Source organism: Acidovorax sp. NB1 (assembly GCF_005405905.1).
GTDB lineage: Bacteria > Pseudomonadota > Gammaproteobacteria > Burkholderiales > Burkholderiaceae_C > Acidovorax.
On the sequence record NZ_BJHU01000025.1, the window covers coordinates 192,419 to 217,502 of the forward strand.

Genomic DNA, 25,084 nt, shown 5'->3' on the forward strand with positions numbered 1-25,084 from the left:
CCACCATGTCCGACCACAACACTTCTCACGCCCCTCAGACCGCAGCGCACGACCCCGTGGAAAACATCGTGCCCATGATGCCCGTGGTGCTCCCCGTGGTCGGCGGTGTGCTGATTTTCCTGCTGGCCTTCATCGCCGTGTTCATGGCCTGAGTCGCCCGCAACACAGCCAAACGCCCCGCGCTGCGGGGCTTTTTTTTGCCCTCGCTTCCCCCGTTTTCATCCCTTGACCAGGAGCCCCCATGCGACCCGGACACGCGCTTGTTCTTTTTTCTGGAGGCCAGGACTCCACCACCTGCCTGGCCTGGGCGCTGGAAAACTTCGCCCATGTGGAAACCATCGGCTTTGACTACGGCCAGCGCCACCACATCGAGCTGCAGGCACGGCAAACCGTGCTGGCTTCATTGCGCGCCCAGTTTCCGCAGTGGAATGCGCGGCTGGGCGAGGACCACATGCTGGACCTGGCGGTGCTGGGCCGTATCAGCGACACCGCACTGACCAGCGACACCGAGATCCAGATGACCGCAGCGGGCCTGCCCAACACCTTTGTGCCGGGGCGCAACCTGCTGTTCTTCCAGCTGGCGGCCGCCGTGGGCTACCGGCGGGGCCTGCACACGCTGGTGGGCGGCATGTGCGAAACCGATTTTTCGGGCTACCCGGACTGCCGCGACGACACGCTCAAGGCCCTGCAGGTGGCCGTGTCCCTGGGCATGGGCCAGCGTTTCACCTTCGACACCCCGCTCATGTGGCTGGACAAGGCCGAAACCTGGGAGCTGGCCCGGTCCCTGGGCGGGCAGGCGCTGGTCGATCTGATCGTGAACGACTCGCACACCTGCTACCACGGCGTGCGCGACTCACTCCACGCCTGGGGCTATGGCTGTGGCACCTGCCCGGCCTGTGCGCTGCGCAAGAGTGGCTACGAGCGGTGGAAAGGCAGCCCGGCCAGCCCGTGAGGCACGCGGAGCGTCGATGCATAACCCCATGCTTTTTTTGCATGGTTTTGACCCCTGTCTGACAGACAAACGGGCGGCAGATTCATAAAATTGACATCCCAGCCGACCCGCGGAATCCGTGGAATAGCCTCCACCCCGTGGGGCTGACACACGCTCCCGCCCGCCGACTGAGCAAGAAAGCCGTTTTTTCAAAGGCAGCGCTCAGCACCGCAACTGCGCCAGGCCTTGCCGCGTTCCGCCCGGTCCGCTTCCTTTGAAAAAACTGTTTTTCAACTTAGGAAGCTCCCCCGATGAACGCACCCACCATGCAGGGCCTGAATCTCAACGCCCCCAGTTACGTCAAAAACGCCCGGCTGCTCGCCTGGGTGGCCGACATGGCCGCCCTGTGCAAGCCCGAGAGCATCTACTGGTGCGACGGCACGAAGGAAGAGTACGACCGCCTGTGCCAGCAGCTGGTCGATGCAGGCACCTTCAAGAAGCTGAATGCTGCCAAGCGCCCCGGCAGCTTCCTGGCGTGGTCCGACCCGTCGGACGTGGCCCGCGTGGAAGACCGCACCTACATCTGCTCGGCCGCCAAGGAAGACGCAGGCCCCACCAACAACTGGATGGCCCCCGCCGAGATGCGCACCACGCTGCAGCCCCTGTTTGACGGCTGCATGAAGGGCCGCACCATGTATGTGGTGCCCTTCAGCATGGGCCCGCTGGGCAGCCACATTGCCCACATCGGCGTGGAGCTGACCGACAGCGCCTACGTGGCTGTGAACCAGCGCCTTATGACCCGCATGGGCAAGGCCGTGTACGACGTGCTGGGCGTGGAAGGCGAGTTCGTGCCCTGCATGCACACCGTGGGCGCTCCTCTGGCTGAAGGCGAGAAGGACACCACCAGCTGGCCCTGCAACCCCAAGGTCAAGTACATCGTTCACTACCCCGAGACGCGCGAAATCTGGTCCTATGGCTCGGGCTACGGCGGCAACGCGCTGCTGGGCAAGAAGTGCCTGGCCCTGCGCATCGCCTCCACCATGGGCCGCGACCAGGGCTGGCTGGCCGAGCACATGCTCATCCTGGGCGTGACCAACCCAGAGGGCAAGAAGTACCACGTGGCGGCGGCCTTCCCCAGCGCCTGCGGCAAGACCAACTTCTCGATGCTGGTTCCGCCCGAGGCTGGTTTTGCGGGCTGGAAGGTCACCACCATCGGTGACGACATCGCCTGGATCAAGCCCAGTGCCGACGGCAAGATGGTCGCCATCAACCCCGAAGCAGGCTACTTTGGCGTGGCCCCCGGCACCAACATGCACACCAACCCCAACTGCATGCGCAGCCTGGACCGTGACGTGATCTTCACCAACGTGGCCCTGACGGACGACGGCGACGTGTGGTGGGAAGGCATGGAAAAGGACGCTGGCGGCAAGCTGCCGGACCACCTGATCGACTGGCAAGGCAAGGACTGGACGCCCCAGATCGCCAAGGAAACCGGCGCCAAGGCCGCGCACCCCAACTCGCGCTTCACCGTGGCTGCCGCCAACAACCCGGCGCTGGATGCGCAGTGGGACGACGCCAACGGCGTGGCGATCGACGCGTTCATCTTCGGCGGCCGCCGCTCGACCACCGTGCCGCTGGTGACCGAAGCCCGCACTTGGACCGAAGGCGTGTACATGGCAGCGACCATGGGTTCCGAGACCACCGCTGCCGCCTTTGGCGCCCAGGGCGTGGTGCGCCGCGACCCGTTCGCGATGCTGCCTTTCTGCGGTTACAACATGAGCGACTACTTCCAGCACTGGCTCAGCATGGAAGGCAAGATCGCCGCCACCGGCAAGGCCGTGCCCAAGGTGTTCTGCGTGAACTGGTTCCGCAAGGACGAGGCGGGCAAGTTTGTCTGGCCCGGTTATGGCGACAACATGCGCGTGCTCAAGTGGATGATCGACCGCATCGAAGGCCAGGCCCAAGGCCAGGAAACCATGTTCGGCGTGGCCCCGCAGTACGCTGAAATCAACTGGACGGGCCTGGACTTCAGCGCCCAGAAGTTCGACGCCGTGACCAGCATCGACAAGGCCGCCTGGGCCGAGGAGTTCAAGCTGCACGATGCGCACTTCGAGCAGCTGGCTTACCACCTGCCCCAGGCGCTGCTGGACACCAAGGCCGCGCTGGAAAAGCGCCTGGCGGCCTGATGCAACCGTCCTGAGATCTGAGAAGCTTTCCCTTCAAAGCCGCTCCGCCTTCTGGCGGGGCGGCTTTTTTTGCGCTGGGCTCGCAGTGCACGGCAAGCCCCCGCTCGCCAGAATAAGGGCATAAAAAAAGCCGTGGCAGGCCACGGCTTTCAATCGATTACCCCCCGCCGCCCACCAGTGCGGCGGGTTCGGTGGTCAGTAGTACTTGCGGATGTCTTCCACGGTGGGGATGCCCATCGCGTGGTTCAGTTCGGCCATGATGCGGGGGTCCTTCATGGCGACTTGCCAGGTGCGCTCGTCTTCGGCGGCGCGGCGGCGGCTTTCTGCCCAGGTCTGGACACCACTGCGCAGGGCCACACCAGCGCGGCGTGCGGGGGCGGTGAGCAGGGCCAGAGCGGCAAACGCCACCAGCCACAGCACCATCCAGGCGGCCAGCAGGTGGCCTTCGCTCCAGGTGTCGATCACCTGGTTGGCCACCACCAGCAGGGCGGACACCACGGCCGCCAGCAGGAGGGAGGCAGCGCCACGGGCGCCATCAAAGCGGGCGGCAGCGCCCTTCAGGGCTGCGGCGGCGTTTTCGGCGCGGACAACGCCGGGATGTTCGGTGGGGTATTCAACGTGTGCAAAGGCGGTCATTTCGGTTTCCCTTTTCTAACGCTTGTGGCGAGATTGCCGGGCGATGGGGTGATATTAGGGTTTACCCTTTGCGTGTTCAAGTTTATATTTTGAATCATGGATATTCATAATGGTGATAACCAGCCATGACACCCTTGAACTTCCGCTCCCTGGACCTGAACCTGCTGCGCGTTTTTGACGAGGTGATGGCGGAGCGCAGCCTCACGCGTGCGGCGAACAAGCTCTCGATCACCCAGCCCGCCGTGAGCAACGCCATGCGGCGCCTGCGCGAGGTGCTGGGGGATGAGCTGCTGGTGCGCAGCGGCCAGGGGGTGGAGCCCACCCCCCGGGCGCTGGCGCTGTGGCCGCCCGTGCGCGAGGCTCTGGCTCACTTGCAGGAATCGCTGGCCCCGGGCCTGTTCGACCCGGCCACCGCCGAATCCACCTTTGTGCTCGCCATGGCCGATGCCACGGCCGCCACGCTGGTGCCTGCCCTGGTCGAGATCATCGAGCGCGAAGCGCCCGGCATTGCCATCCGGGTGCTGCCGCTGACCACGCGCGACCCCCGCCGCCTGCTGGACGAAGAAGCCGCCGACATGGCCGTGGGCTACTTTCCTGCTGCGCTGGCCGACCTCACGGCCCGTGCCCAATCGGGCGGCGTGGTGGCGTTTGAAAGCCGCCGTCTCTATGACGGCGAATACGTGTGTGTGATGCGCCAGGGCCATCCGCTGGCGGATGCCCCCCTCACGCTGGACGCCTACTGCCAGGCGCGCCACATGCTGGTCAGCTTCTCGGGCCGCCCCTTTGGTTTCATTGACGAGGCCCTGGCCTCGCTGGGGCGTGAGCGCAAGGTGGTGATCACCGTGAACCAGTTCTTCACGGCGGGACGGGTGGTGTCGGGCTCGGACCTGCTCACCGTGCTGCCGCGCCACTTTGTGCCCGTGACCGGCATTGCCGACAAGCTGGTGCAAAGGGCCCTGCCGCTGGATGTGCCCCCGGTGCATGTGGACGCGTTGTGGCGCCGCCGGGGCCCGCAGCAGGCGGCCATGACCTGGCTGCTGCACGCGCTAGCGCGTTCTGCGCGGCGCACCTTCCCGGAGCAGGAGAGCCCGTAGACTGTGGGCTGCATGAACATCCAGCTCCTGTCCGACCTCCACCTGGAGGCCCATCCCCACTTTGTTCCTGAACCTGCCCCCGGTGCCGATGTACTGGTGCTGGCGGGGGACGTGGGCTCCTACCAGAGCGGCTCGCAGCTGGCCGACGATGATTTTGGCCTGGCCCGCTTTTCGCCTCTGCCCCAACACGCAGGTTGGCCCACGCCGGTGCTGTTTGTGCCCGGCAACCACGAATACGACGCGCAGGACTTCGACGCCGCCCACCTGCGCCTGCGCCATACCTGCGACCGCCTGGGCATCACCTGGCTGGAGCGCGAAACCCGGGTGCTGCGGGGCGTCCGCTTCGTGGGCACCACGCTCTGGAGCGACTTCGACGCCCTGGCCGACCACGAAGGCAGCACCGACCTGGGTCGGCGCCTGAAGCTGCGCGACAAGGCCTTCCGCGCCGCCAACTTCTACCTGCGCAAGACCGGCGGCACGCGGCATGGCGAGCCCTTCCTGGCCGAGCCCCTGCGCGAGCAGGCCATGGCCTGCCAGGAATGGCTGGCCGCGGCACTGCAGCAGCCGTTTGACGGCCCCACCGTGGCCGTCACCCACTTTGCGCCCAGCCTGAAAAGTGCCGACCCGCGCTATGGCCTCGTGCCCGGCACAGCCGGCTTCTGCAACGCCCTGGACCACCTGCTGCCCCATGCGCAGCTGTGGCTGCATGGCCACCTGCACGCGCCCAGCGACTACCTGGCCCAGGGCCAGCGTGGCGATGGTTCGGCATGGCAATGCCGCGTGGTGGCCAACCCGCTGGGCTATGCCCGCAAGGGGGAGCAGGCCACCTTCCGGCCCTGCTGGACGGTCACCGTATGATCAAACGCGCGGTTCTTGTGAATTCGCCACGCGCCGGACAAAAAAGCATGACCCAGGTCAAGACAACAGGCACCTGCGCAGAGTAGTCTGCCTTATCCCTTCTCGGAGAACACCATGAACATCCTGCTTGCTGTCGATGGCAGCGCCTACACCAAGAAAATGCTGGCCTACCTGGCCACCCACGAAGAACTGCTGGGCGGCACCCACACCTACACCGTGCTGACCGTGCAAGCCCCCCTGCCCGCCCGCGCCCGCGCGGCCCTGGGCAAGGAAGTGGTGGACACCTACCACGCCGAAGAAGCCGAAAAAATCCTCGCGCCCGTGTGCAAGTTCCTGGGCCGCCATGGCGTGGATGCCAAGCGCAGCGTCAAGGTGGGCACCGTGGGCGAAACCATTGCCAAGGTGGCCGACACCGGCAAGTTCGACCTGCTGGTCATGGGCTCGCACGGCCACGGCGCGATTGCCACCCTGGTGATGGGCTCGGTCACCACCCAGGTGCTGGCCCACAGCAAGGTGCCGTTGCTGATCGTGCGCTAACTCCCGGCGCCTTCGTGCGCATCGCACCAAGCCCTGCCTCTGCAGGGCTTTTTTTTCACCCATCATTACCGAATGGTCTTTGAATGACCAATTGGTTTATTTTGATACCAATTGGTTATACATTCGCGCCACGCCCATCCTGGCGTGTCATTTCCATCGATACCGAGAGGAGCGACCCATGAACACCGCATTCAACCGCCGCACCGTCCTGATGGCCGCCGCCCTGGGCGCGAGCACCACCCTGCTGCAAGCCTGTGGGGGCAGCGACGACGAACCCCAGCGCAACATCGTCGAGCTGGCGCAGAACACCCCCGACCTGAGCATCCTGGTCGAAGCCGTCACGGCTGCCGGGCTGGCCAACACCCTGAGCACCGGCACGCTCACCGTGTTCGCCCCCACCAACGCCGCCTTTGCTGCGCTGCTGGCCGAGCTGGGCGTGACCAAGGACGCGCTGCTGGCCAACAAGCCGCTGCTGACCGCCGTGCTGACCTACCACGTACTCGGCAGCAAGGTGATGCGGGCCGATGTGCCGCTGGGCAAGGCGATCACGCCGGTGTCCGGCGGATTCTTCAAGATCGAATCGAACAACGGCCTCAAGATCACCGACGGCCGCAACCGCGTGAGCACCATCACCAGCACCGACATCCAGGCCAGCAACGGCGTGGTGCATCTGGTAGACAAGGTGCTGCTGCCCGCTGACAAGGACATCGTGGCCACGGCCTCGGCCCTGCCGGATTTCAGCATCCTGGTCGAGGCCGTGGTGGCCGCAGGGCTGGTGGGCACCTTGCAGGGCACCGGCCCGTTCACGGTGTTTGCCCCCACCAACGCCGCCTTTGCCGCCCTGCTGACCGAGCTGGGGGTGAGCAAGGCCGACCTGCTGGCCAACACCGCGCTGCTGACCAAGGTGCTGACCTACCACGTGGTGCCTGCGCGCGTGCTCAAGGCCGAGGTGCCTACCAACACCGCCATCACCACAGTACAGGGCCAGAGCTTCACCGTGAGCACCAGCCTCGTGATCACCGACCAGAACATGCGCACCAGCAACATCACGGCCGCCGATGTATTCACCAGCAATGGCGTGATCCACGTGGTGGACAAGGTGATCCTGCCCAAGTAACTACCGAAAAGGACGGCCCCCACGCAAGAAAGCCCGGCATGCCGGGCTTTCTTTTTGATCGGATCCAGGAAAAAACCGGGGGGACTTCCTAGCGGGCCGCCAATCCGTCAAAACAGGTGCGCACCACCAGGTCAACAATCTCCGCGTCCGAGTACTGGCCACTTTCCTTGAGAAAACTCACCACCGGGTCGCAGGCGCGGGCATACAGGGTGTACAGCACCACGATGGGCGGCAGACTGGGGCTGATCACGCCCTGGGCCTGGGCTTCGGTGATCCATTCGCCGATCTGGTCGCTCACGCCCACCAGGCCGTTGAGGTAGTCCTTGTTGGCCATCAGCACCGCGCGCAGCGTGGAGTTGCGGCTGGGCAGCAGCGGCATTTCGTTGGTCAGCAGGCGCTCCAGCGACCAGCGCACCAGCGAGCGCAGCTTGTCCAGCGGCGGCATGTCGGCGGGCAGGCCCGCCAAGTAAGCCTGCACGCGCCCCAGGATTTGCACCATGGCGGCGCTGCACAGCTCTTCCTTGCTGCAGAAGTGCTTGTACAGGCTGGCCTTCGCAATGCCCACGGCATTGGCGACGTCGTCCATGGTCATGGCGTCAAAGGCCTTTTCGCCCAGCAGACGGCAGGCCGACTGGAGGATGGCCTCCTCGCGCGCCTGGTGCATCTGCTCCTTGAACGAGACTTTGGGGGGCTGGGTTTGCATGGCCTATATTTTATACATTACGGTAAAAAAATAAATGACTAAGTTGTAATGCAACTACGTCGTTCACGTTTTAACCAGCACAAAGCGTGCCTTCTACAGTGCGCCCAAGGAGTGCACACGGGGGTGCGCTCAGGACACCAGCGACTGGGCGGCGGCACCGGTCAGCGCGGCCGACAGGGCATCGAGCAGCTCGGATTCCAGGTTCCAGCAATGCCAGTACAGCTGGATGGGCAGGGAGCGGCCGGGCGCCAGGTCCACCATGCTGCCGTCGGCAATCGGGCCACGCGCAAGCAGCTCGGGCACCACACCCACCGCCCAGCCCGCCGCCACGGCGCGCATCTGCGCCTCGGAACCCGGCACAAACAGGTGGTTCAGCGCCACACGCTTGAGCCCGAAGGCGCGCGCCACAAACTCGGCCGCCATGTCGTCCTTGCGGTTGAACGACAAGAACGACACGTCGCGGAAGTTGTGCGGCGTGAGCCCATGCGGTAGATGCTGCTCTGCATAGCTGGCCGAGGCCACGGCCACGTAGTGCATGGCCCCCAGCGGCACCATCTTGCAGCCGCGCAGTGCCTGCTTGAGCGTGGTCACGCAGCCCAGCACCTGGCCCGAGCGCAGCCATTCCTGTGTGAAGTCCTGGTCGTCCACGATGATTTCGAGCGGCAGGCGCTCGCGCACCAGGTCGTGCAGCGCGCCCATGGCCCAGGTGGCGATGCTGTCGGCGTTGATGGCGATCGAGATGCGCTCGTCCTCGCGCGTGCCGCCGGGGGCGCTGGGCGCCAGCTCCTGCAAGTCGCGCTCCAGGTCGGCGCGCAGCAGGCGCATCTGCTTGGTGTGCTTGAGCAGCAATTGCCCTGCCGATGTGGGCCGCAGCGGCCGGCTGCGCACGATGAGCACCGAGCCCACCTGCGCTTCGAGCGCGCGCAGACGCTGCGACACGGCCGACTGCGTGACATTGAGGCGCTGCGCTGCGCGCTCGAAACCGCCCTCTTCAACGATGGCAGCAAGGCATTCGAGGGCGGCGGGGTCGTAGGTGCTCATGGTTCTGGTCTCCGGCAAGGCATCGGCAGCAGGGGTATTTGCATTAGACGCCCTGATGTTTTTGGAGTAAGTTTAATTTTGCTTTTAGTAGAACGCAATGTCGCGCACACTGCGCCCTCATGAAAACCATTGTTTTGGGCGCCGGCATCATCGGCATCAGCACCGCGTGGCACCTGCTGGAGCGGGGCCATGAGGTCATCGTGATCGACCGCCAGCCCGATGCGGCGCTCGAAACCAGTTTTGCCAACGCGGCGCAGATCTCGGTGAGCTACTGCGAGCCCTGGGCCAACCGCGAGGCGCCGCTGAAGGCGCTGAAGTGGATGTTCGACAAAGAGGCGCCGCTGCTGTTTCGCCCGCAGATGGACTGGCAGCAATGGCGCTGGGGCCTGCAGTTCCTCGCACAATGCAACGACGCGGCGTTCGAGCGCAATGTGCAGCAGATCGTGGCGCTGGGTGCTTACAGCCATGCGGCGCTGAAGGACCTGGTGGGCACCACCGGCATCGAATACAACCGGCTCGAACGCGGCATCGCCCACTTCTACACCGACCAGAAATCGTTTGACGCCGCAGGCCATGCCGTGGAGCTGATGCGCAAGCACGGCGTGCAGCGCCGCCTGGTCAGCCGCGACGAGCTGCTGCAGATCGAGCCCGCCTTCAGGGCCTATGGCGACAAGATCACCGGCGGCACCTACACCAGCACCGACGAAAGCGGCGACGCGCGCGTCTTCACGCAAGAGCTGGCACGCCGCTGCATCGCACGGGGCGCACAGTTCCTCTACGGCCACGACGTGCTGCGCCTGAACAAGATTGGCAATGCTATTGATTCTGTAGCTGTCATGGCACGCCAGCCGGGCGGTGGAGGCAAAAAAGACTTCATATTGAAGGCCGATGCGGTCGTGGTGGCCTGCGGTTCCTACAGCGCGCCGCTGCTGCGCAGCGTGGGCGTGGATCTGCCGATCTACCCCGGCAAGGGCTACAGCGCGACCTTCCCGCTGCTGCGGCCCGAAGGCGCGCCCATGGTCTCCACCATCGACGACGGCAAGAAGATCGCCATGAGCCGCCTGGGCAACCACCTGCGCGTGGCGGGCACCATCGAACTCAATGGCTGGGACCTGACGCTCGACAGCTCGCTGGCCCGCGCACGCTGTCACATGCTTTCGCGCCGCATCGAGGCCATCCTGCCCGGCGTGTGCGACACCCGCACGCCCGAAGAAGGCGGCGACCCGCAGTACTGGACCGGCCTGCGCCCGGCCACGCCTACCAACATCCCGTTCATCGGCCGCACGCGCGTGGGCAAGCTGTGGGTGAATGCGGGCCACGGCACGCTGGGCTGGACCCACGGCGCGGGTTCGGGCAAGGCGCTGGCCGAACTGATCAGCGGGCAGGTGCCTGCGATGAACTTCGGGTTCTGCGGCATGGAACAAGGCAACCGCACCTTGACGGCCAAGGTGGCCTGAGCGACATCCGCGCTGCCGCCCCGGTGTCTGGGGTGACACCGGTAGCAAGCCGACCTCAGCCAGCCACCTGCGCCACGCCGGGCCCGGTGGTCAACAGGACTTCGAGGCCCCGGAAGCCCCCTGCCAACATCACCACCAGCGTGGCCGCCAGCAACACCCCCACCACCAGGGCCGCCGCCAAGACCGGGGCGCGCTGCCTGGGGGGCAGGTTCCAGTACAGCGCACAGCCCACATGGGTGCACAGCGCCAGCACCGCCAGGAAGTAATACGGCCCGAAGAACCACTGCCAGGGCGGGTTGTGCATGCCCGCCGCCGCAAACTGCAGGTTGGTGTCCACCCCTTGCTGGCGCGCTGCCAGCACGGCCGCCACATGGATCAGCAGGAACAGCGACAGGTACGCCCCCGACATTGCCTGTGCCCACGCCACAACCCCCTTGCGCTTGCGCCACCCACGCCACAGCAGCGTGAGCCCACTGCACGCCTGGAACAACACACCGGCCAGCAGCAGCCCCTCGACCACCGGTTGGCGGTAGATGCTGCGCAGCGCCTCCAGCACGGCCTGGTGTGCCGCAGCCCCTGCAAGACCAGCCAGGTGCCCCAGCACATGTGCCCCCAAGAACAGGGCCAGCGCCATGGCACTGACTCGGTGCAATGTGCGCAGGGCCGGACGCTGGCGCCACACCCAGGTGCCCGCCAAGCCGATGGTGGCGGCACCCAGGGCGAGCTGGCTGGTTTCGTTCATGGTGGGGTTCTCCGGGTAGTGGGCATGGTCGATGGCGGCAGAATAGGCCGCCCCGGCCTTGCCGCCTACTCGCATTGCGCTCAGGTTTGCCCATGCCCCAGACCACCCCATCCCCCCGCCGCACGCCCCGGCAGGAACGCTCCCAGGTCACCGTGGATGCCATCTTTGAGGCCGTAGCCCGCATCGTGGCCACGCAGGGCGAAGGCGCGCTGACCACCAACCGGATTGCCGAGCTGGCGGGGGTGTCCGTGGGCTCGCTCTACCAGTACTTCCCCAGCAAGGAGGCCATCCTGGTGGCCATGCTGGACCAGCACTGCGACCGCGTGATGCTGGCGCTGGACGCGCTGCTGGCCCAGGCCCGTGCCGAGGGCTGGCCCCCCGAGCAGCAGGTGCGCCACTATGTGCGCCACTACCTGCAGGCGTTTGGCGGCGGGCCGCAGGAGCTGCGGGCCTTGGCCCGCCTGTCGTGGAAGCAGGACTACCGCGCGACCATGCTGGTGTCGGTGCGGGGCACCAGCGAACGCATCGCCCTGCACCTGCAGCGCATGGCCGACGAGCACCATCTGCAAACGCCGTCGGCGGCGCAACTGTTTGTGCTCACGCGCGCCTTCATGGGGGCCGTGCGGGCCGCGTCGCTGGAGCAGTCGCCGCTGCTGGACAGCGCAGAGTTTGAGGACGCACTGGTCGCGCTGTGCCTGGCGTACCTGCGGCCCGTGCAGGCCAGCGCTACGATGGCGCCATGACCACGCCCACCGCACCCCACTACCTCTTCCTCACCACCTCCACCCGCGAACCGGGCCACACCGGCAACACCGAGTGGCTGGCCCGCCAGGCCGCCGCCGCGCTGCCTGCGGGCACCGCGCAGACCTGGCACCACCTGGCGCGCATGGACTTGCCGCCTTTTGTGGACCATCGCCACACCACGGGCACCTATGCGCCGCCCGAAGGCAACATGAAAACGCTGCTCGATGCCACCCTGGCCGCCACGCACATTGTGTTTGTCGCTCCGGTCTACTGGTACAGCATCCCCTCACCCCTCAAGACCTACCTGGACCACTGGAGCGCCTGGATGCGTGTGCCGGGCCTGGCCTTCAAGGAGCCCATGGGCGCCAAGACGCTGGCACTCATCACCACCAGCGGCGACCGCACCAAGGCGCAGCCCATGATCGATTCGGTGGCGCTGTGCGCGCAGTTTCTGTCGATGACCTGGGGCGGCGCCCTGTGGGGCAAGGGCGGGCCACCGGGGGCCGTGCAGTCCGATGCACAGGCGGTAGCCGCCGCCAGCGGTTTTCTCAACGCCCTGACGGCAGCGGCCTAAAGCCTGTTCGCCAGGCGCTGTCAGGCATCCAGCGACCAGTGCTGGGCCAGGATGCCCAGCCATTCATGCAGCGCCAGGCTGCTGTCGGCCAGCGCGGAGGCCCGGGGCAGCAGCCGGTACAGCTTGCGCGCCTGCCCGCCCTTGAAGCCCGTGGGTGCGGGCAGCACCTGCAGCCCGGCACGCTCGAAATCCCGGGTCGCGCGCACCATGTGCCAGGCATGGGTGACCAGCGCAATGCGTTCGATGCCTGCGGCCTTGAGCTGGAGCGCTGATTTTTCGGCGTTGTTGCGGGTGTCGAGCGATTCCACCTCGGTCCACCGCACCTTGCCCTTGAACTCGCGCTCCACCACGTCCTTCATCACCAGCGCCTCGGCGCGCATGCCGCCGGTGGAGCCCCCCGTGGCCAGGATGGGCAGCCCCGTCTGCTGCTGCAGGTACACGGCGTAGCGCACGCGCTCGCGGGCGCCCCGGCTGAGCACGTCCACACCGTACTCGGGGGCCACCGTATCGGCCCCGCCCCCCAGCACCACAATGGCCTGGACTTTCGCCTGGGGCAGCTGCTGGGGCGCGACGGCAGGGTGACGCTCCAGGCTGCGCACCAGCGCATCGGCGACGGGCGGCCACGACAGGGCCAGCACAGACAGCAGCGACAGCACCACCACGGCCAGGCCCGTGCGGCGGTGAAAGCGTGCCAGCCACAGGCCCACAAACGCGAGCAGGATGCTGGACACCGGCGGCATCAGCAGCGCGGACAGGATTTTCTTGAGGGCAAACAGCATAGGGGTCACATCCGAGGCGGCGATCATGCCAGCACACAGCGGCCGCCCCGGCCCGGGCGGCAGCTACCCGCCGGTCAATGCAGCCAGCGACGCCGGGCCAGAAAGTCCAGCAGCGCGGCGTCAAACCCCTCGGGGTCCTCCAGCTGCGGCCAGTGCCCGACATGGGGCAGCTGCAAAGTTGCCGCATCGGGAAGCACCTGGGCCAGCGCTTCCAGGGCCACCGGCGGCGTGCAGCGGTCCAGGTCGCCACCGACCAGCAGGGCGGGCATGGTCAGCTGCGCCAGGGCGGCCGCGCCCCGGTCGAACGTGGGCAGGGCCGCCAGCGCGCGCCGGTAGGCCCCCGGGTAGACCTGGGCCAGCGCGTGGCTGGCCAGCCGCACGCCTTCGGGCAGCGCACCGGTGCCGATGAACTGGGGCACCAGCGTCTGCGCCAGCTGCTCCATGCTGCCGCCGGCGTCCAGCGCCTCCAGGGCGCGCAGACGGGGCGCCACCCAGTCATCCACCGCCTGCGCATCCAGCGCAGGCCCGCCCGCGCACAGCACCAGGCGGCGCACCTTGGAGGGGTCGCGCACGGCCGCCTCCAGCGCCACCATGGCACCCATTCCATGGCCCACCAGCGCCACGGGGCCACCCTGCAGCGCGTCGATCAAGGCCAGGCAGCTCTGCGCCAGCGCCTTGAAGGTGTAGGGCTCCACCGGGGCGCTGCGGCCATAGCCGGGCATGTCCCAGGCCACGGCGCGGTAACCGGCGGTGGCCAGGGTCTCCACCTGCGGGGCAAACGTGAGGTGGTCGCCGTCGGCGTCGTGCAGCATGAGCACGGTGGGGCCCGAGCCCAGGGTGGTGAAGGTAGGAAGGACGGCCATGCGGTGGAACCAGTAAACCCCGCAACAGCGCGGTGGTGGGAGCCGCCTGATAATAGTTGCTCCCTTCCATTGCCCCCATTGCTGCCCCTGCGGGCGCCGCCCTTCGTGAACCCCTCGCCCCCCCGCCCCGTCCTCGCCCTGCCTCCGAGCTTTTCCACGCGCGAGTTCCGCAATGCGCTGGGCATGTTCGCCACGGGCGTGACCATCGTCACCGCCCGCAACGCGGCGGGTGAGCTGGTGGGGCTCACGGCCAGCTCGTTCAACTCGGTGTCGCTGGAGCCCCCGCTGGTGCTGTGGAGCCTGTCGCATGGCGCCAGCTCCATGCCCGCCTTTGCCGATGGCTCGCACTACGCCATCCATGTGCTGGCCGCAGACCAAAGAACGCTGGCCGAGCGGTTTGCCACACGCGGCATCGACCGCTGGGCCGGTCTGGAGCACCGCCCCGGCATCAGCGGCGCCCCGCTGCTGGCCGGTGCCGCTGCCACCTTCGAGTGCTTCAACCGCAGCCAGTACAAGGAGGGTGACCACACCATCTTTGTGGGTGAGGTCGAACGCTGTGAGCACCGCGAGGGCGCATCGCCCCTGCTCTACCACGGCGGCAAGTTCTACACCGAGCACCCGCTGTGACCGCCGCCACCGTGGTGGTGCGCCACGTGAACATCGGCGCGGCCCGGCGCCTGAAGATGGGCGATCGCTCCATTCTCAGCGCCATCGGCAAGGCGCCCGTGACCGGCCCTGTGGTCGTGGGCCCGCTGGGCCTGGCAGGGGACGAGCAGGCCGACCTGAGCGTGCATGGCGGCCTGGCCAAGGCGGTGTACGCCTACCCGGCCGCGCACTATGCGTTCTGGCAGGTGCAGCGCCGCGAGCGGGGCATGAGCCTGTTCGACGAAGCACTGCCGCCGGGTTTTCTGGGCGAGAACCTCACCATCGACGGCCCGCTGGAGCACGAGGTGTTTGTGGGCGACGAGTGGCATTTCCCCGACTGCGTGCTGCGCGTCACCGCGCCGCGCGAGCCCTGCTTCAAGTTCACCGCCGTGATGGGGTTTGCGCAGGCAGGCCGCGCGATGGCGGTGGCGGGCTGCTGCGGCTACTACCTGGCTGTGGACCGGCCCGGCTCCCTTGCCACCGGACAGACTGGGACCGTGGTGCCCGGACAGCGCGGGCTGAGCATCGCCCAGGCGTTTGCGGGCAAGTTCGCCAAACACGCGCGCTGACGCCAACAGCTGCCGGGCAGGCTCAGGCGTCGCCGTGGCAGCAGACGCAGAGCTTGTTGCCCTCCGGGTCGCGGAAATACGCCCCGTAGTAGTTCGCGTGGTACTCGGGCCGCAGGCCCGGCGGGCCTTCGCAACGGCCTCCGTGCTGCAGGGCCAGCGCATGCACTGCATCCACCGTGGCGCGATCGGCAGCCAGCAGAGCGTTCATGGCGCCGTTGCCCGGCGCGGCGGGCTGGCCGTCAAAGGGCCGACCGATGAGGAACAGCGGGCGGGCCACCCCGGGTATCTGCCACCCGGCCCAGGGACGGGCAGGCTCGGTAAAACGCAGCGCCAGCCCGAGGCGCTCCAGCACGGGGCTGTAAAACGCCATCGACCGGTCAAAGTCGTTCACGCCGATGAACACATGGGACAGCATGGCAGGGCCTTTCGCACGGCGCGTCACGCGCCGCGCTTCAACGCACCGTGTCGGGCAGCTCGATCTTGACTTCGAGCACTTCCAGGTTGTCCTGGCGCTCCAGGTGCACCTTGAGGTCTTCGGGGTTGATCTTCACGTATTTCGAGATCACGGCCACCAACTCGCGCTGCAGCGCGGGCAGGTAGTCGGGCTCGGAGGCATTGCGGCCGTTGCGTTCGTGCGCCAGGATGATCTGCAGGCGCTCCTTGGCCACACTGGCCGTCTTTTTCTTTTCGCCGAGCAGGAAGGAGAGGAAAGAAGCCATGGCTTATTTGCTCCCGAACAGGCGTTTGAAGAAGCTGGGCTTTTCCGCCTCGATGAAGCGCAGCGGCTTGTCGGTGGCGCCCAGGAAGCGGTCGATCACATCCTTGTACGCCTCGGACACATCGCTGCCCTGCGAATGGATCGCGGGCGTGCCCTGGTTGGACGACTGCAGCACCACTTCCGATTCCGGAATCACGCCGATGAGCTTGATGCGCAGGATGTCCTGGATGTCCTCCAGGCTCAGCATCTGGCCGTCTTCCACGCGGCTCGGGTTGTAGCGCGTGATGAGCAGGTGTTCCTTGATCGGCTCCCCGCCTTCAATCGCACGCTTGGTCTTGCTGCCCAGCATGCCCAAAATGCGGTCGGAGTCGCGCACGCTGGACACCTCGGGGTTGGTCACCAGCAGCGCCTCGTCGGCAAAGTGCATCGCCATGAGGGCGCCGCTTTCGATGCCTGCGGGCGAGTCGCACACGATGTACTCGAAACCCATCTCGGCCAGATCCTTGAGGATCTTCTCCACGCCGTCCTGCGTCAATGCATCCTTGTCCCGCGTCTGGCTGGCGGCCAGCACGAACAGGTTGTCGCACTGCTTGTCCTTGATGAGGGCCTGGTTCAGGTTGGCCTCGCCCTGGATCACGTTGATCAGGTCATACACCACGCGGCGTTCGCAGCCCATGATGAGGTCCAGGTTGCGCAGGCCGACGTCAAAGTCGATCACGGCGGTCTTGTGGCCGCGCAGGGCGAGGCCGGTGGCAAAGCTGGCACTGGTGGTGGTCTTGCCCACGCCACCCTTGCCGGAGGTCACGACGACGATTTTGGCCATGTGTTGCTGATTCTCTGTGGGTTGATACGAATGGGGAATGAAGGGATCAGGCCAGCGGCTCGATGAGGAGCTTCTCGCCCTCCAGCCGCACCTGGGCGGGCTTGCCGCGCACCTCGGCGGGCAGCTCGGTCTCGGTGGTGCGGTAGATGCCTGCGATGGAAACCAGCTGGGGCTCCAGGCAGGTCGAAAAGATGCGGGCTTCGGTGTTGCCCCGCGCACCGGCAATCGCGCGGCCGCGCAGCGGGGCATAGACGTGGATGTTGCCGTCGGCAATCACCTCTGCGCCAAAGCTCACCACCGCCATCACCACCAGGTCGGCGCCGCGCGCATACACCTGCTGGCCGGAGCGCAAGGGCTTGTCCACCACCACCGTGCCGGGGCCGGGCATGGGCACCTGCACTTCGCGCACCACTTCGACCTCGACCTCGCGGATCACCTCGCGCACCACTTCCTGCACTGGCGCGGGTGCCTCGGCACGCGCGGGGGGCGCATCGGGCGCGGCGGCCAGGCCTGCAGCACGCGCAGCGTCCATCTGGGCGGGGCTGCCACCGCGCACGGCCACGGGCAGGGTGCTGTGGCGGCGCAGTTCGGCCACTATGGAGGCAAAGTCAATGGTGTCTTCGGACTCGCGCACGGGGGCCAGGTCGATCAGCACCGGGTCGTTGTCAAAGAAGCCCGGGGCGTCGGCCACACGTTCCGCCAGGTCGGCCGCGAACTGCGCGGCGTCGGTGGTCTTGAGCAGCACAGCCACCACGGGCAGCGAAGCGCTCTTGAGGTCAAAGCTGGTGCGGGCCTGGGCCGCCGTCGTAAGGGCCATGAATGCGGGTGTGGAAAGGAGCGTGGGAAGCAGCTTCAGAAGGCGCAAAGTGTACCGTGGGCCCGTGTAAGCGCCTGTTCCAGCAGGGCCAGGGGCCCCGGGGCGGGCCAACGCCCCGGTCCTGCCACACCGGCGACCGCCCGCGCGCAGCGCCCCTTTGATAATGCCGCGATGCCTTCCACCCGCAAAACACACATCGACGCCCTCGCCATTACCCTGCTGCTTGCCTGCTGCATGTTCTGGGGCTTTCAGCAGGTGCTGGTCAAGGCCACGGTGGTCGAGGTGGCGCCGGTGTTCCAGGCCTTTGTGCGCTTTGCGCTGGCCACGGTGGCGGTGGCCGCTTGGTGCCTGTGGCGGGGCGTGCGGCTGTCGGCAGCGGGCGAGCCCGCCGGGGCGGCACGCGCCGGGCTGCTGGCGGGGGCGCTGTTTGCGGGCGAGTTTGCGTGCATCTACCTGGGCCTGCAGTACACCAGTGCCTCGCGGCTGACCGTCTTCCTGTATGCATCGCCTTTCTGGGTGGCGCTGCTGCTGCCGCGCTTTATCCCTGGCGAGCGCCTGCAGGGCTGGCAGTGGCTGGGCCTGGCTGCGGCCTTTGTGGGCGTGGGGCTGGCACTGGGCGACGGGCTGCTGGGCCCCGCCAATGCCGCCCTGCCCCAGGCCTGGCTGGGCGACCTGCTGGGGCTGGCGGCCGGGCTGATGTGGGCGCTGACCACGGTGGTCATCCGCACCACCCCGCTGGCGCGCGTGGCGCCTGCCAAGCAACTTTTCTATCAAGTGGCGGTGAGCACGGCGGTGTTGCCGGTGCTGTCGCTGGGCCTGGGCGAGGCCTGGGTCTGGCAGTTCAGCGCGTTTGCCTGGGGCTCGCTGCTGGTGCAGGCGCTGGTGGGTGCGTTTGTGAGCTACCTGGCCTGGATGTGGATGCTGGCGCACTACCCGGCCACCAAGATTTCGGTGTTTGTATTCCTCACGCCCGTGTTCGCGCTGCTGTTTGGGGCGCTGGGGCTGGGCGAACCGGTCACGCCGGGGCTGGTGGCGGCGCTGGTGCTGGTGGCGGCGGGCATTGTGCTGGTGAACCGGCGGCCTGCGGCGGTGTGACCACCGCGCAAAGAATATCGGCATTAAAAAGGCACTTACCGCCTTATCAGCATGCGTTTTAAGCTATTTATTTGATAGCAAAATGCTGCGCAGCCCGGCGGCGCACGCCATCAGCCCAGCAAACCCAGCGCGTACCGCGTGCCCAGCAACTCCTGAATGCGCGCACCCAGCGCCGCACCTTCACCGTCCTCCAGCCGCGTGAACTGCCGGGTCCAGGCCTCGGACTGCGCAAATGCAGGAAACCTGGGCGGCTCGCCCCACAGCCAGTCCGGGTGGGTGGCCCGGGGGCTTCGGCCGAACACATGCAGGTGCATCTTGCGGTGCAGCGCGGGGGTTTTGGGCCTCAGAGCCTGTTCAAAGTCTTTTTGGAGTCGCACAAGTACCTTGTCGGGATGGGATGCAAGGCGCGGTGCGCAGTGGATAGCCCGGCTATCCACAAGCGCCGCAACGCCGCAGACCGCCCGACAAGGCACTTGCCCGAAGGGTTGGAGTGAAATCGGGCGATTGGACGCCCCGGCTGCTTGCATGGGCATGAGCCCATGCGGCGCGTCCGAAGCATCCACTCCTCCCGATTGCACTCCAATGCGATCTCCAAAAAAGACTTTGAACAGGCTCTAGGGATGGGCCAGCGGGTTCAGCGCGTTGTTGCCCGCCTCCCAGTAGTTCAGGCAGCCTCCCGCGAGCTGCGGCAGGGTGTCGAGCATGGCCCGGCCCGTGGCGGCCACCAGGCAGGACCAATGCGCCAGCTCTTGGGGCTTCAGCTCGCTGCGTTCCCAGACGGGGCGCGGCGGGTGAACCAGCACATGCCCGCCATCGCTGCGGTGGTTCATGGGCCGCGCGGGCAGGTCTACCGTGCCACCGGCACAGCGGATCAGGGTGGTGTGGATGTTCAAGGGAGTTCTCCGAAAGGATGGGAAGGCAGGTGAAACGGGGGAATGGCCAGGGCGTGCGTTATCCATCGCGGCGCGGTGCCCAGCAGGCGATGGCCGTGGCCGACAGCAGCAGCGCCGCCCCGCCATAGACCCAGGCCGACGGTGCCAGTGGCAGCAGCACGCCCGCCAGCACCGGGCCCGCACCGGCGCCCAGGTCGCGCCACACCGAGCGCGTGGCCAGCGCCTGGATGCGCCCCGGCCCCGGTGTGCGGCGCGCGACCAGGGGCGGCAGCAGTGGCAGCAGCAGGGCCCGCAAGACCACGATGGCAAGCGCGCTGCTCCACAGCCACCCCAGGCCAAAGCCCACCAGCGCCACCGACGTGAGCACCGCAAAACCCACCAGCAGCACTTCGGCCCCGTAGCGCTCGGCCAGGTCGCCGCCCACCGCGCTCAGCACGATCTCGGCGAGGTAGCGCACCGACAGCAACAGCCCCGCCACGACCACCGGATGGCCCGGCAGCACATCGCGCCCCAGGTAAGACAGGCCGATGATGAACAGGCCGTCCAGCACCAGCCCCTCGACAAACGAAAAACGGTCCAGGCGGCCCGGCAGCCTGCCCCAACGCTTGGGCGGTGGCGGCGGTAAGGCATGTGGCTGGGCGGGCAGGTGCCGCGTGGCCAGCAGCGCGCACACCGCGACGACCGCAAACACCCAGAAGATGGCCCGGGGCCCCAACCACAGCGCACAGACTCCCCCCGCAGGCAGGGCCAGCATGGGCCCCAGCGCGGCAAACGCGCGCGACTGCCCGGCGCGGCGCGCAGCGCCCATGGGCTCGGCCGTGGCCAGCGCCTGGGTGGCGAGGTTGAGCGCCGCAAAGGCCAGGCCCCACAACAGCCGCAGGCCCAACAGGGCGATGAACCCGCTGAGGGTGGCATACCCCAGCGCGCACCCGGCGGCCACCAGCACCGCCAGCGAGCAGGTGAGCCGCTCGCCATGGCGGGCATAGAACCGCGCCACCGCCCCGTAGCCCGCGATGCGCACCAGGCGGTTGGCCGCGAGCAGGAGGCCCGCCTCGAACAGGGTGACGCCAAACGCCGGGGCAAACATGGGCAGCAGCAGGTAGAGCACCGTGTCGCCGGGGAGTGCCAGGCCCAGCGCCAGGGCAGCACGGCGTGAGTGGTGGTCTGAGGCTGAGGTGTTGGCTGAGGGCTGTGGCATGGCCCGCATGGTGCGCGGCGGCAACAGTGGCGACAAACGATATTGCTGCGCCCCATGCGTGACAAAATTGCACGCATGTCACCCCGTCTGCCCCCGCTCAACGCCGTCCGCGCCTTTGCGGCGGCGGCGCGCCACCAGAGCTTTACGCGCGCTGCGCTGGAGCTGCATGTCACCCACAGCGCCATCAGCCGCCAGATCAAGGCGCTGGAGGAGCACCTGGGCGTGGACCTGTTCGAGCGCAAGACGCGGCAGGTGCTGCTCACGGCGGCGGGGCACCAGTTCCACGCACAGGTGGGCCCTGCGCTCGCGCAGATCGGCGCCGCCGCCCAGGCGCTGCGCGGCGATGCCGGGCTGCGCAGCGTGAAGATCAATGTGCGGTCCAGCTTTGCGGTGCGCTGGCTGATCCCCCGGCTGCCGGGTTTTGTGGCCCAGCACCCGGACATCGAACCCCAGGTCATCACCAGTACGTTGGCGCCAGACCATGCCACCGAAACCTTCGACCTGGCCCTGCGGCGCGGCCCGCGCGGGTGGCCGCCGGGCATGCAGGTGCAGCCGTTTCTGGAGGACGAGGCGCTGGTGGTGGGCGCACCCGCCCTGTTCGCCCAGCGCCCGGTGGCGCAGCCCGAGGCACTGTCGGCCCACGTGCTGCTGCTGTCCAAGTCGCGCAGCAAGGACTGGGAGAGCTGGAAGAAACTGGTGAACGCGCCCGCGCTGCAGCCCGCCAGCTGCCTGCAGTTTGACCACCTGCACTTTGTGCTGCAAGCCGCCGTGGATGGGCTGGGTTTTGCCGTGGCGCCGGTGTCGCTGATCACCCACGACCTGGCCTCGGGGCGGCTGGTGTCGCCGCTGCCCGGCTTGCGGCTGCCGCTCACGCGGCACTACTTCGGCACGGCCCCGGACCCGTCGCCGGAGACGCTGCGTTTGGTGCAATGGCTCAAGGACGCCATGAACGCCCCGGGGCCTTCCGCACCCAACCCCGCACGCACCGTTCAAGCATAAAACTGCCCTCTTCGCGCATTCAGTATGCGTTATTAGCTATATTTTTAATAGCAAACGCAAATCACTCACCGTCACCCATCCACCGCGCCGTGCCCGACACGCGGATGGAGCTGCCCGCCTGCGGCCCGATCTCGGCCCGCAGGCGCGAGCGCATGCCCATGTCCTCGCCCTGCACCACGTCAATGGCACCACCGTGCGGCCAGCCCAGGTCGCGCAGGTAGCCCGCCAGCGCGGCCGTGGCGGCGCCGGTGGCCGGGTCTTCCAGCACTCCGCCCGAGGCAAAAGCGTTGCGGGTGTGCAGCAGCCGGTCAGACTCCACCCACACCAGCACGATGGTGACGAGCTTGGCGTTCACCATCAGCGTGCGGCCCGCGTCCAGCGCGTAGTGCATGGCCGCCAGCGCCGCGCGGCTGCGCAGGGCCAGCACCAGATGGTCGGCCCCGCCGTGGATGAGCGCGGGCGGAATGCGCGGGTCCAGATCGGCTGCGCCGAGCCCAAACAAAGCCAGCGCATCGGCCAGCAGCCCTGCAGGCGCGGGCCCGCTGCGCGTGGGAGGCGACTGCAGCGCCGCCTGCACCAGATCGCCCGCGCGGCGGCCTTCGACCGTGATCTCGGCCTGGCTCAGCGACAGCGCAAACACACCGTCGCCCTCGCGCTGTGCGAGCGCGGCGCCCAGGGCAATCGTGGCGTGGCCACAAAAAGGCACCTCGCTCTCGGGCGAGAAATAGCGCACCAACCAGCGGGCGCCACCCAGCGGCGCGGCAAACGCGGTTTCAGAAAAACCGACCTCGGCAGCGATGCGCTGCATGTCGGCGGGGGTGGGGAGCTGGTCACCGATCCACACGCCGGCGGGGTTGCCGCCCTGGGTGCCGTCGGAGAACGCAGCAATCTTCTGGAGTGCCATGGTTTTGACGAAAAAAGAAGGAGGAGGGGAGAGGGCTGTCACACAGCACAGTCGCTGCAACAGAAATCACCGCAGCAGCGTGACGCAAAAATGAACAATGAGCGCGGAGGCCAGCAGAACCCCACCCAACCGCAACGCGATCCATCGAAACGCCGCATACAAGGGCTCGTTGTCCCGGCGATCAAGGTGGTCCACGACCACCGACAGGAGCCCGAGCACGCCGCAAGCCATTGCTCCAAGCGCAAGCCACAGGGGCCCATCGCTCAACACAACCAGCGAGCGGCCCCTGCCTGCCGATAGCTTTAACTGGTTGGAATACACCGCCGCCACACCAAATACGACAAGACAAATAGCCAGCGCAACATTCCCGACCAAGTGCTCACGGCGAAAGCGATTGGGAACATGCTTGGCTTTGTCAGCGGTCGGCTTCATGGGTAATCACCACAAGAAATGTGCTCGACAAGCATCGTGCCAAGCTCCGATCGGCTCACAGCTTCGGAATCCGGATCCGGCTGATCATCAGCGACCCCGATACCGCAAACACCAGCACCAGCGGGTGCAGCGTGAAGCCGCCGATCAGCACCTTGCCAAACCACAGGTGCTCGCGCACCGCGCCCATTGCACCCGCCAGCGCCATCAGGCCCACCAGCACGATGGAGGTGGGGATGGGGGTGCCCTCGAAATACTTCACCTTGCCCGTGCCTTCCGACAGCGTTTCGGCCGTGACGTTGTAGCGCGCCAGGCGCGACACGCCGCAGGCCACGAAGTAGGCGAGCACGATGCGGTCATACAGGCCCTGCATGCCGCATCCATAGGCAATGATGGCCGGGGCCACGCCGAACGAGATCACATCGGCCAGCGAGTCCAGCTCGCGGCCCATGGCCGAGCTTTTCTGGCGCCAGCGGGCGATGCGGCCGTCCAGCACGTCAAACACCAGCGCGGCCAGCACCAGGGCGCAGGCAAAGTAGATGTGCACGATGTCGCCCGTCTCCAGGTACGACATCACCGAGAACAACGCCCCCACGCCGCAGAACGCGTTGCCCAGCGTGAACCAGTCCGCCAGGTGGAACTCACGGATCATCGAAAAACGCTTGGGGGGGTTGGGTGTGTTCATGAAAGGGGCGCTGTGGTGCGCGCAGTGGGCATCAACGGCATTATGGGCGCGCCGCCGGGGGGGCCACGCCGCCTTCGCCCACCTTGGCCAGGATGAAATCGATCAGCGTGCGCACCGAGCTGGTCTGGTAGCGGTTGGGCATGTAGAGCAGAAACATCTGCGTGCCAAACACGCTCAGGCGGTAGTCATCGAGCGCGGTCACCAGGTCGCCCTGGTCCACCAGGTCCTGCACCACGTAGTCGGGCATCAGGCCCATGCCCAGGCCCTCCAGCACCGCGTCGCGCAGGAAGAGCATGTTTTCGGACAGCAGCGTGGACCGGGGCAGCACCTCTTCGCGCTGGCCGTTGCGGTAGGCGGCCACGCGCAGCTCGCGCCCGATAAAACCTGCGGAGATGAGCGGCACCGCGCCCAGGTCGCTGAGCTGGCGGGGCAGGCCCTGGGCCCTGGCATACGCCTGCGAGGCGCAGACCACATACCGCACGGCCCCCAGCGGACGGGCCACCAGCGTGGGCGGGGGCTCGGTCATGATGCGGATGGCGATGTCCACGTCCTCGCGCACCAGGTCGCTCACGCGGTTTTCGAACACCACCTCCAGCAGGATGCCGGGGTACAGGCGCTTGAACTCGATCAGCCACCTGGCCATGACCACCTGGCCGTAGCCCACGGGCATGCTCAGCCCCACGCGGCCCTGCAGGCTCTTGCCCAGGGTGGCGATGGTCTCCTGCGCCGCCAGGATCTCGTTGACGATGCTGCGGCCATGGTCATACAGGCGCAGCCCCACCTCGGTGGGCTCCACGCGCCGCGTGGTGCGGCGCACCAGCTGCACGCCCACCGACTTTTCGAGCTGTGCGAGGTGGTAGCTCACATTCGCGCGGCTCATCTTGAGCTTGCGCGCCGCCAGGCTGAGGTTGCCCGCGTCCAGGATCTCCACCAGCAGGGTCAGGGCCGAGAGGTCTAGCCGGTCGGCAGCCGGTGGTTTGTCAAAATTTTTCATACAGAGTGTCAATGCTTCATGGGATTGTCAAGAAATCCTGTCGCCACAACAAT

31 protein-coding genes are annotated in these 25,084 nt (G+C 67.1%); 14 read left to right on the top strand and 17 right to left on the bottom strand.

The window, feature by feature from the left end; genetic code table 11:
• Nucleotides 1–5: 5 nt before the first annotated feature.
• The 3 genes from AvAM_RS25645 (at nt 6) to AvAM_RS12105 (ending at nt 3,117) form a co-directional block, all read left to right on the top strand.
• A complete protein-coding gene (locus AvAM_RS25645; protein WP_171012206.1) occupies nt 6–152 on the top strand; it encodes a hypothetical protein in 147 nt (48 codons plus the stop codon).
• 89 nt (nt 153–241) lie between these two features.
• Nucleotides 242–952, top strand: a complete 711-nt coding sequence (queC, locus tag AvAM_RS12100) for a 7-cyano-7-deazaguanine synthase QueC (protein ID WP_137747291.1) — start codon at nt 242–244, stop codon at nt 950–952.
• 290 nt (nt 953–1,242) lie between these two features.
• Nucleotides 1,243–3,117 (top strand): phosphoenolpyruvate carboxykinase (GTP), encoded by a 1,875-nt coding sequence (locus AvAM_RS12105; RefSeq protein WP_137747292.1) that lies wholly within the window; start codon nt 1,243–1,245, stop codon nt 3,115–3,117.
• A 195-nt stretch (nt 3,118–3,312) separates the two neighbouring features.
• Here the strand turns inward: AvAM_RS12105 and AvAM_RS12110 are convergent, their stop codons facing one another.
• A complete protein-coding gene (locus AvAM_RS12110) occupies nt 3,313–3,753 on the bottom strand; it encodes a hypothetical protein (RefSeq protein WP_137747293.1) in 441 nt (146 codons plus the stop codon).
• A gap of 125 nt (nt 3,754–3,878) precedes the next feature.
• Between AvAM_RS12110 and AvAM_RS12115 the strand changes: the two genes are divergently transcribed.
• From AvAM_RS12115 to AvAM_RS12130, 4 genes are all read left to right on the top strand, one after another.
• On the top strand, nt 3,879–4,847 hold the full coding sequence (locus tag AvAM_RS12115; protein ID WP_137747294.1) for a LysR family transcriptional regulator: 969 nt from the start codon (nt 3,879–3,881) through the stop codon (nt 4,845–4,847).
• Between the two features lie 12 nt (nt 4,848–4,859).
• Complete coding sequence (locus AvAM_RS12120) at nt 4,860–5,705, top strand: metallophosphoesterase (RefSeq protein ID WP_137747295.1); 846 nt, start codon at nt 4,860–4,862, stop codon at nt 5,703–5,705.
• 114 nt (nt 5,706–5,819) lie between these two features.
• The gene (locus tag AvAM_RS12125) at nt 5,820–6,242 is read left to right on the top strand and encodes a universal stress protein (protein ID WP_063462139.1); all 423 of its coding nucleotides are present in this window, start codon (nt 5,820–5,822) and stop codon (nt 6,240–6,242) included.
• 178 nt (nt 6,243–6,420) lie between these two features.
• The gene (locus AvAM_RS12130) at nt 6,421–7,359 is read left to right on the top strand and encodes a fasciclin domain-containing protein (protein ID WP_063462140.1); all 939 of its coding nucleotides are present in this window, start codon (nt 6,421–6,423) and stop codon (nt 7,357–7,359) included.
• 88 nt (nt 7,360–7,447) lie between these two features.
• Here the strand turns inward: AvAM_RS12130 and AvAM_RS12135 are convergent, their stop codons facing one another.
• Together AvAM_RS12135 and AvAM_RS12140 are read right to left on the bottom strand one after the other, a co-directional pair.
• Complete coding sequence (locus tag AvAM_RS12135; RefSeq protein ID WP_063462141.1) at nt 7,448–8,062, bottom strand: TetR/AcrR family transcriptional regulator; 615 nt, start codon at nt 8,060–8,062, stop codon at nt 7,448–7,450.
• A gap of 129 nt (nt 8,063–8,191) precedes the next feature.
• The gene (locus AvAM_RS12140) at nt 8,192–9,103 is read right to left on the bottom strand and encodes a LysR family transcriptional regulator ArgP (RefSeq protein ID WP_063462142.1); all 912 of its coding nucleotides are present in this window, start codon (nt 9,101–9,103) and stop codon (nt 8,192–8,194) included.
• Nucleotides 9,104–9,222: 119 nt separating this feature from the next.
• Between AvAM_RS12140 and AvAM_RS12145 the strand changes: the two genes are divergently transcribed.
• Nucleotides 9,223–10,560, top strand: a complete 1,338-nt coding sequence (locus AvAM_RS12145) for a D-amino acid dehydrogenase (protein WP_137747296.1) — start codon at nt 9,223–9,225, stop codon at nt 10,558–10,560.
• Between the two features lie 55 nt (nt 10,561–10,615).
• Here the strand turns inward: AvAM_RS12145 and AvAM_RS12150 are convergent, their stop codons facing one another.
• Nucleotides 10,616–11,302 carry a hypothetical protein gene (locus tag AvAM_RS12150; RefSeq protein WP_137747297.1) on the bottom strand — a complete coding sequence of 229 codons (687 nt, stop codon included), beginning with the start codon at nt 11,300–11,302 and terminating at the stop codon, nt 10,616–10,618.
• A gap of 92 nt (nt 11,303–11,394) precedes the next feature.
• Between AvAM_RS12150 and AvAM_RS12155 the strand changes: the two genes are divergently transcribed.
• Together AvAM_RS12155 and AvAM_RS12160 are read left to right on the top strand one after the other, a co-directional pair.
• Nucleotides 11,395–12,045, top strand: coding sequence for a TetR/AcrR family transcriptional regulator (locus AvAM_RS12155; RefSeq protein WP_249368092.1), 651 nt, complete (start codon nt 11,395–11,397; stop codon nt 12,043–12,045).
• Nucleotides 12,042–12,620 (top strand): NAD(P)H-dependent oxidoreductase, encoded by a 579-nt coding sequence (locus tag AvAM_RS12160; RefSeq protein ID WP_137747298.1) that lies wholly within the window; start codon nt 12,042–12,044, stop codon nt 12,618–12,620. Before AvAM_RS12155 ends, AvAM_RS12160 begins: the two co-directional genes overlap by 4 nt.
• 20 nt (nt 12,621–12,640) lie before the next feature.
• Here the strand turns inward: AvAM_RS12160 and AvAM_RS12165 are convergent, their stop codons facing one another.
• Together AvAM_RS12165 and AvAM_RS12170 are read right to left on the bottom strand one after the other, a co-directional pair.
• Complete coding sequence (locus AvAM_RS12165; protein WP_137747299.1) at nt 12,641–13,399, bottom strand: YdcF family protein; 759 nt, start codon at nt 13,397–13,399, stop codon at nt 12,641–12,643.
• 74 nt (nt 13,400–13,473) lie between these two features.
• Nucleotides 13,474–14,262, bottom strand: coding sequence for an alpha/beta fold hydrolase (locus tag AvAM_RS12170; RefSeq protein ID WP_137747300.1), 789 nt, complete (start codon nt 14,260–14,262; stop codon nt 13,474–13,476).
• Between the two features lie 105 nt (nt 14,263–14,367).
• Between AvAM_RS12170 and AvAM_RS12175 the strand changes: the two genes are divergently transcribed.
• Nucleotides 14,368–14,889 (top strand): flavin reductase family protein, encoded by a 522-nt coding sequence (locus tag AvAM_RS12175; RefSeq protein WP_137747301.1) that lies wholly within the window; start codon nt 14,368–14,370, stop codon nt 14,887–14,889.
• Nucleotides 14,886–15,476 (top strand): MOSC domain-containing protein, encoded by a 591-nt coding sequence (locus AvAM_RS12180; RefSeq protein WP_137747302.1) that lies wholly within the window; start codon nt 14,886–14,888, stop codon nt 15,474–15,476. Before AvAM_RS12175 ends, AvAM_RS12180 begins: the two co-directional genes overlap by 4 nt.
• A gap of 22 nt (nt 15,477–15,498) precedes the next feature.
• On the opposite strand, the gene AvAM_RS12185 is transcribed toward AvAM_RS12180, so the two are convergent.
• Genes AvAM_RS12185 through minC form a run of 4 tightly spaced genes read right to left on the bottom strand, consistent with a single transcriptional unit; the run spans nt 15,499 to nt 17,834 of the window.
• The gene (locus AvAM_RS12185) at nt 15,499–15,891 is read right to left on the bottom strand and encodes a VOC family protein (RefSeq protein ID WP_137747303.1); all 393 of its coding nucleotides are present in this window, start codon (nt 15,889–15,891) and stop codon (nt 15,499–15,501) included.
• A gap of 37 nt (nt 15,892–15,928) precedes the next feature.
• A complete protein-coding gene (gene minE / locus AvAM_RS12190) occupies nt 15,929–16,195 on the bottom strand; it encodes a cell division topological specificity factor MinE (RefSeq protein ID WP_056163087.1) in 267 nt (88 codons plus the stop codon).
• A gap of 3 nt (nt 16,196–16,198) precedes the next feature.
• Nucleotides 16,199–17,017 carry a septum site-determining protein MinD gene (gene minD, locus AvAM_RS12195; protein WP_137747304.1) on the bottom strand — a complete coding sequence of 273 codons (819 nt, stop codon included), beginning with the start codon at nt 17,015–17,017 and terminating at the stop codon, nt 16,199–16,201.
• Nucleotides 17,018–17,063: 46 nt separating this feature from the next.
• The gene (gene minC / locus AvAM_RS12200; RefSeq protein ID WP_137747305.1) at nt 17,064–17,834 is read right to left on the bottom strand and encodes a septum site-determining protein MinC; all 771 of its coding nucleotides are present in this window, start codon (nt 17,832–17,834) and stop codon (nt 17,064–17,066) included.
• A 171-nt stretch (nt 17,835–18,005) separates the two neighbouring features.
• On the opposite strand from minC, the gene AvAM_RS12205 reads away from it, so the two are divergent.
• Nucleotides 18,006–18,929: a DMT family transporter gene (locus tag AvAM_RS12205; RefSeq protein WP_137747306.1), complete on the top strand. Its 924-nt coding sequence runs from the start codon at nt 18,006–18,008 to the stop codon at nt 18,927–18,929.
• Nucleotides 18,930–19,039: 110 nt separating this feature from the next.
• Here the strand turns inward: AvAM_RS12205 and AvAM_RS12210 are convergent, their stop codons facing one another.
• The 3 genes from AvAM_RS12210 to AvAM_RS12220 all read right to left on the bottom strand — a co-directional run bounded on the left by AvAM_RS12210 (nt 19,040) and on the right by AvAM_RS12220 (nt 21,029).
• Nucleotides 19,040–19,306, bottom strand: coding sequence for a hypothetical protein (locus AvAM_RS12210; protein WP_137747307.1), 267 nt, complete (start codon nt 19,304–19,306; stop codon nt 19,040–19,042).
• Between the two features lie 237 nt (nt 19,307–19,543).
• A complete protein-coding gene (locus AvAM_RS12215; RefSeq protein WP_137747308.1) occupies nt 19,544–19,822 on the bottom strand; it encodes a hypothetical protein in 279 nt (92 codons plus the stop codon).
• A gap of 58 nt (nt 19,823–19,880) precedes the next feature.
• Nucleotides 19,881–21,029, bottom strand: coding sequence for an MFS transporter (locus AvAM_RS12220; RefSeq protein ID WP_375708154.1), 1,149 nt, complete (start codon nt 21,027–21,029; stop codon nt 19,881–19,883).
• A gap of 66 nt (nt 21,030–21,095) precedes the next feature.
• Here AvAM_RS12220 and AvAM_RS12225 point away from each other — a divergent pair, with 66 nt between their 5' ends.
• Nucleotides 21,096–22,019 carry a LysR substrate-binding domain-containing protein gene (locus tag AvAM_RS12225; RefSeq protein WP_137747310.1) on the top strand — a complete coding sequence of 308 codons (924 nt, stop codon included), beginning with the start codon at nt 21,096–21,098 and terminating at the stop codon, nt 22,017–22,019.
• A gap of 61 nt (nt 22,020–22,080) precedes the next feature.
• On the opposite strand, the gene AvAM_RS12230 is transcribed toward AvAM_RS12225, so the two are convergent.
• The 4 genes from AvAM_RS12230 to AvAM_RS12245 form a co-directional block, all read right to left on the bottom strand.
• Nucleotides 22,081–22,923: a PhzF family phenazine biosynthesis protein gene (locus AvAM_RS12230; protein ID WP_137747311.1), complete on the bottom strand. Its 843-nt coding sequence runs from the start codon at nt 22,921–22,923 to the stop codon at nt 22,081–22,083.
• A gap of 66 nt (nt 22,924–22,989) precedes the next feature.
• On the bottom strand, nt 22,990–23,355 hold the full coding sequence (locus tag AvAM_RS12235; protein WP_137747312.1) for a hypothetical protein: 366 nt from the start codon (nt 23,353–23,355) through the stop codon (nt 22,990–22,992).
• A gap of 55 nt (nt 23,356–23,410) precedes the next feature.
• Nucleotides 23,411–24,037 (bottom strand): CDP-diacylglycerol--serine O-phosphatidyltransferase, encoded by a 627-nt coding sequence (gene pssA, locus AvAM_RS12240; protein ID WP_137747313.1) that lies wholly within the window; start codon nt 24,035–24,037, stop codon nt 23,411–23,413.
• 40 nt (nt 24,038–24,077) lie between these two features.
• Nucleotides 24,078–25,031: a LysR family transcriptional regulator gene (locus tag AvAM_RS12245; protein WP_137747314.1), complete on the bottom strand. Its 954-nt coding sequence runs from the start codon at nt 25,029–25,031 to the stop codon at nt 24,078–24,080.
• Nucleotides 25,032–25,084: the final 53 nt, after the last annotated feature.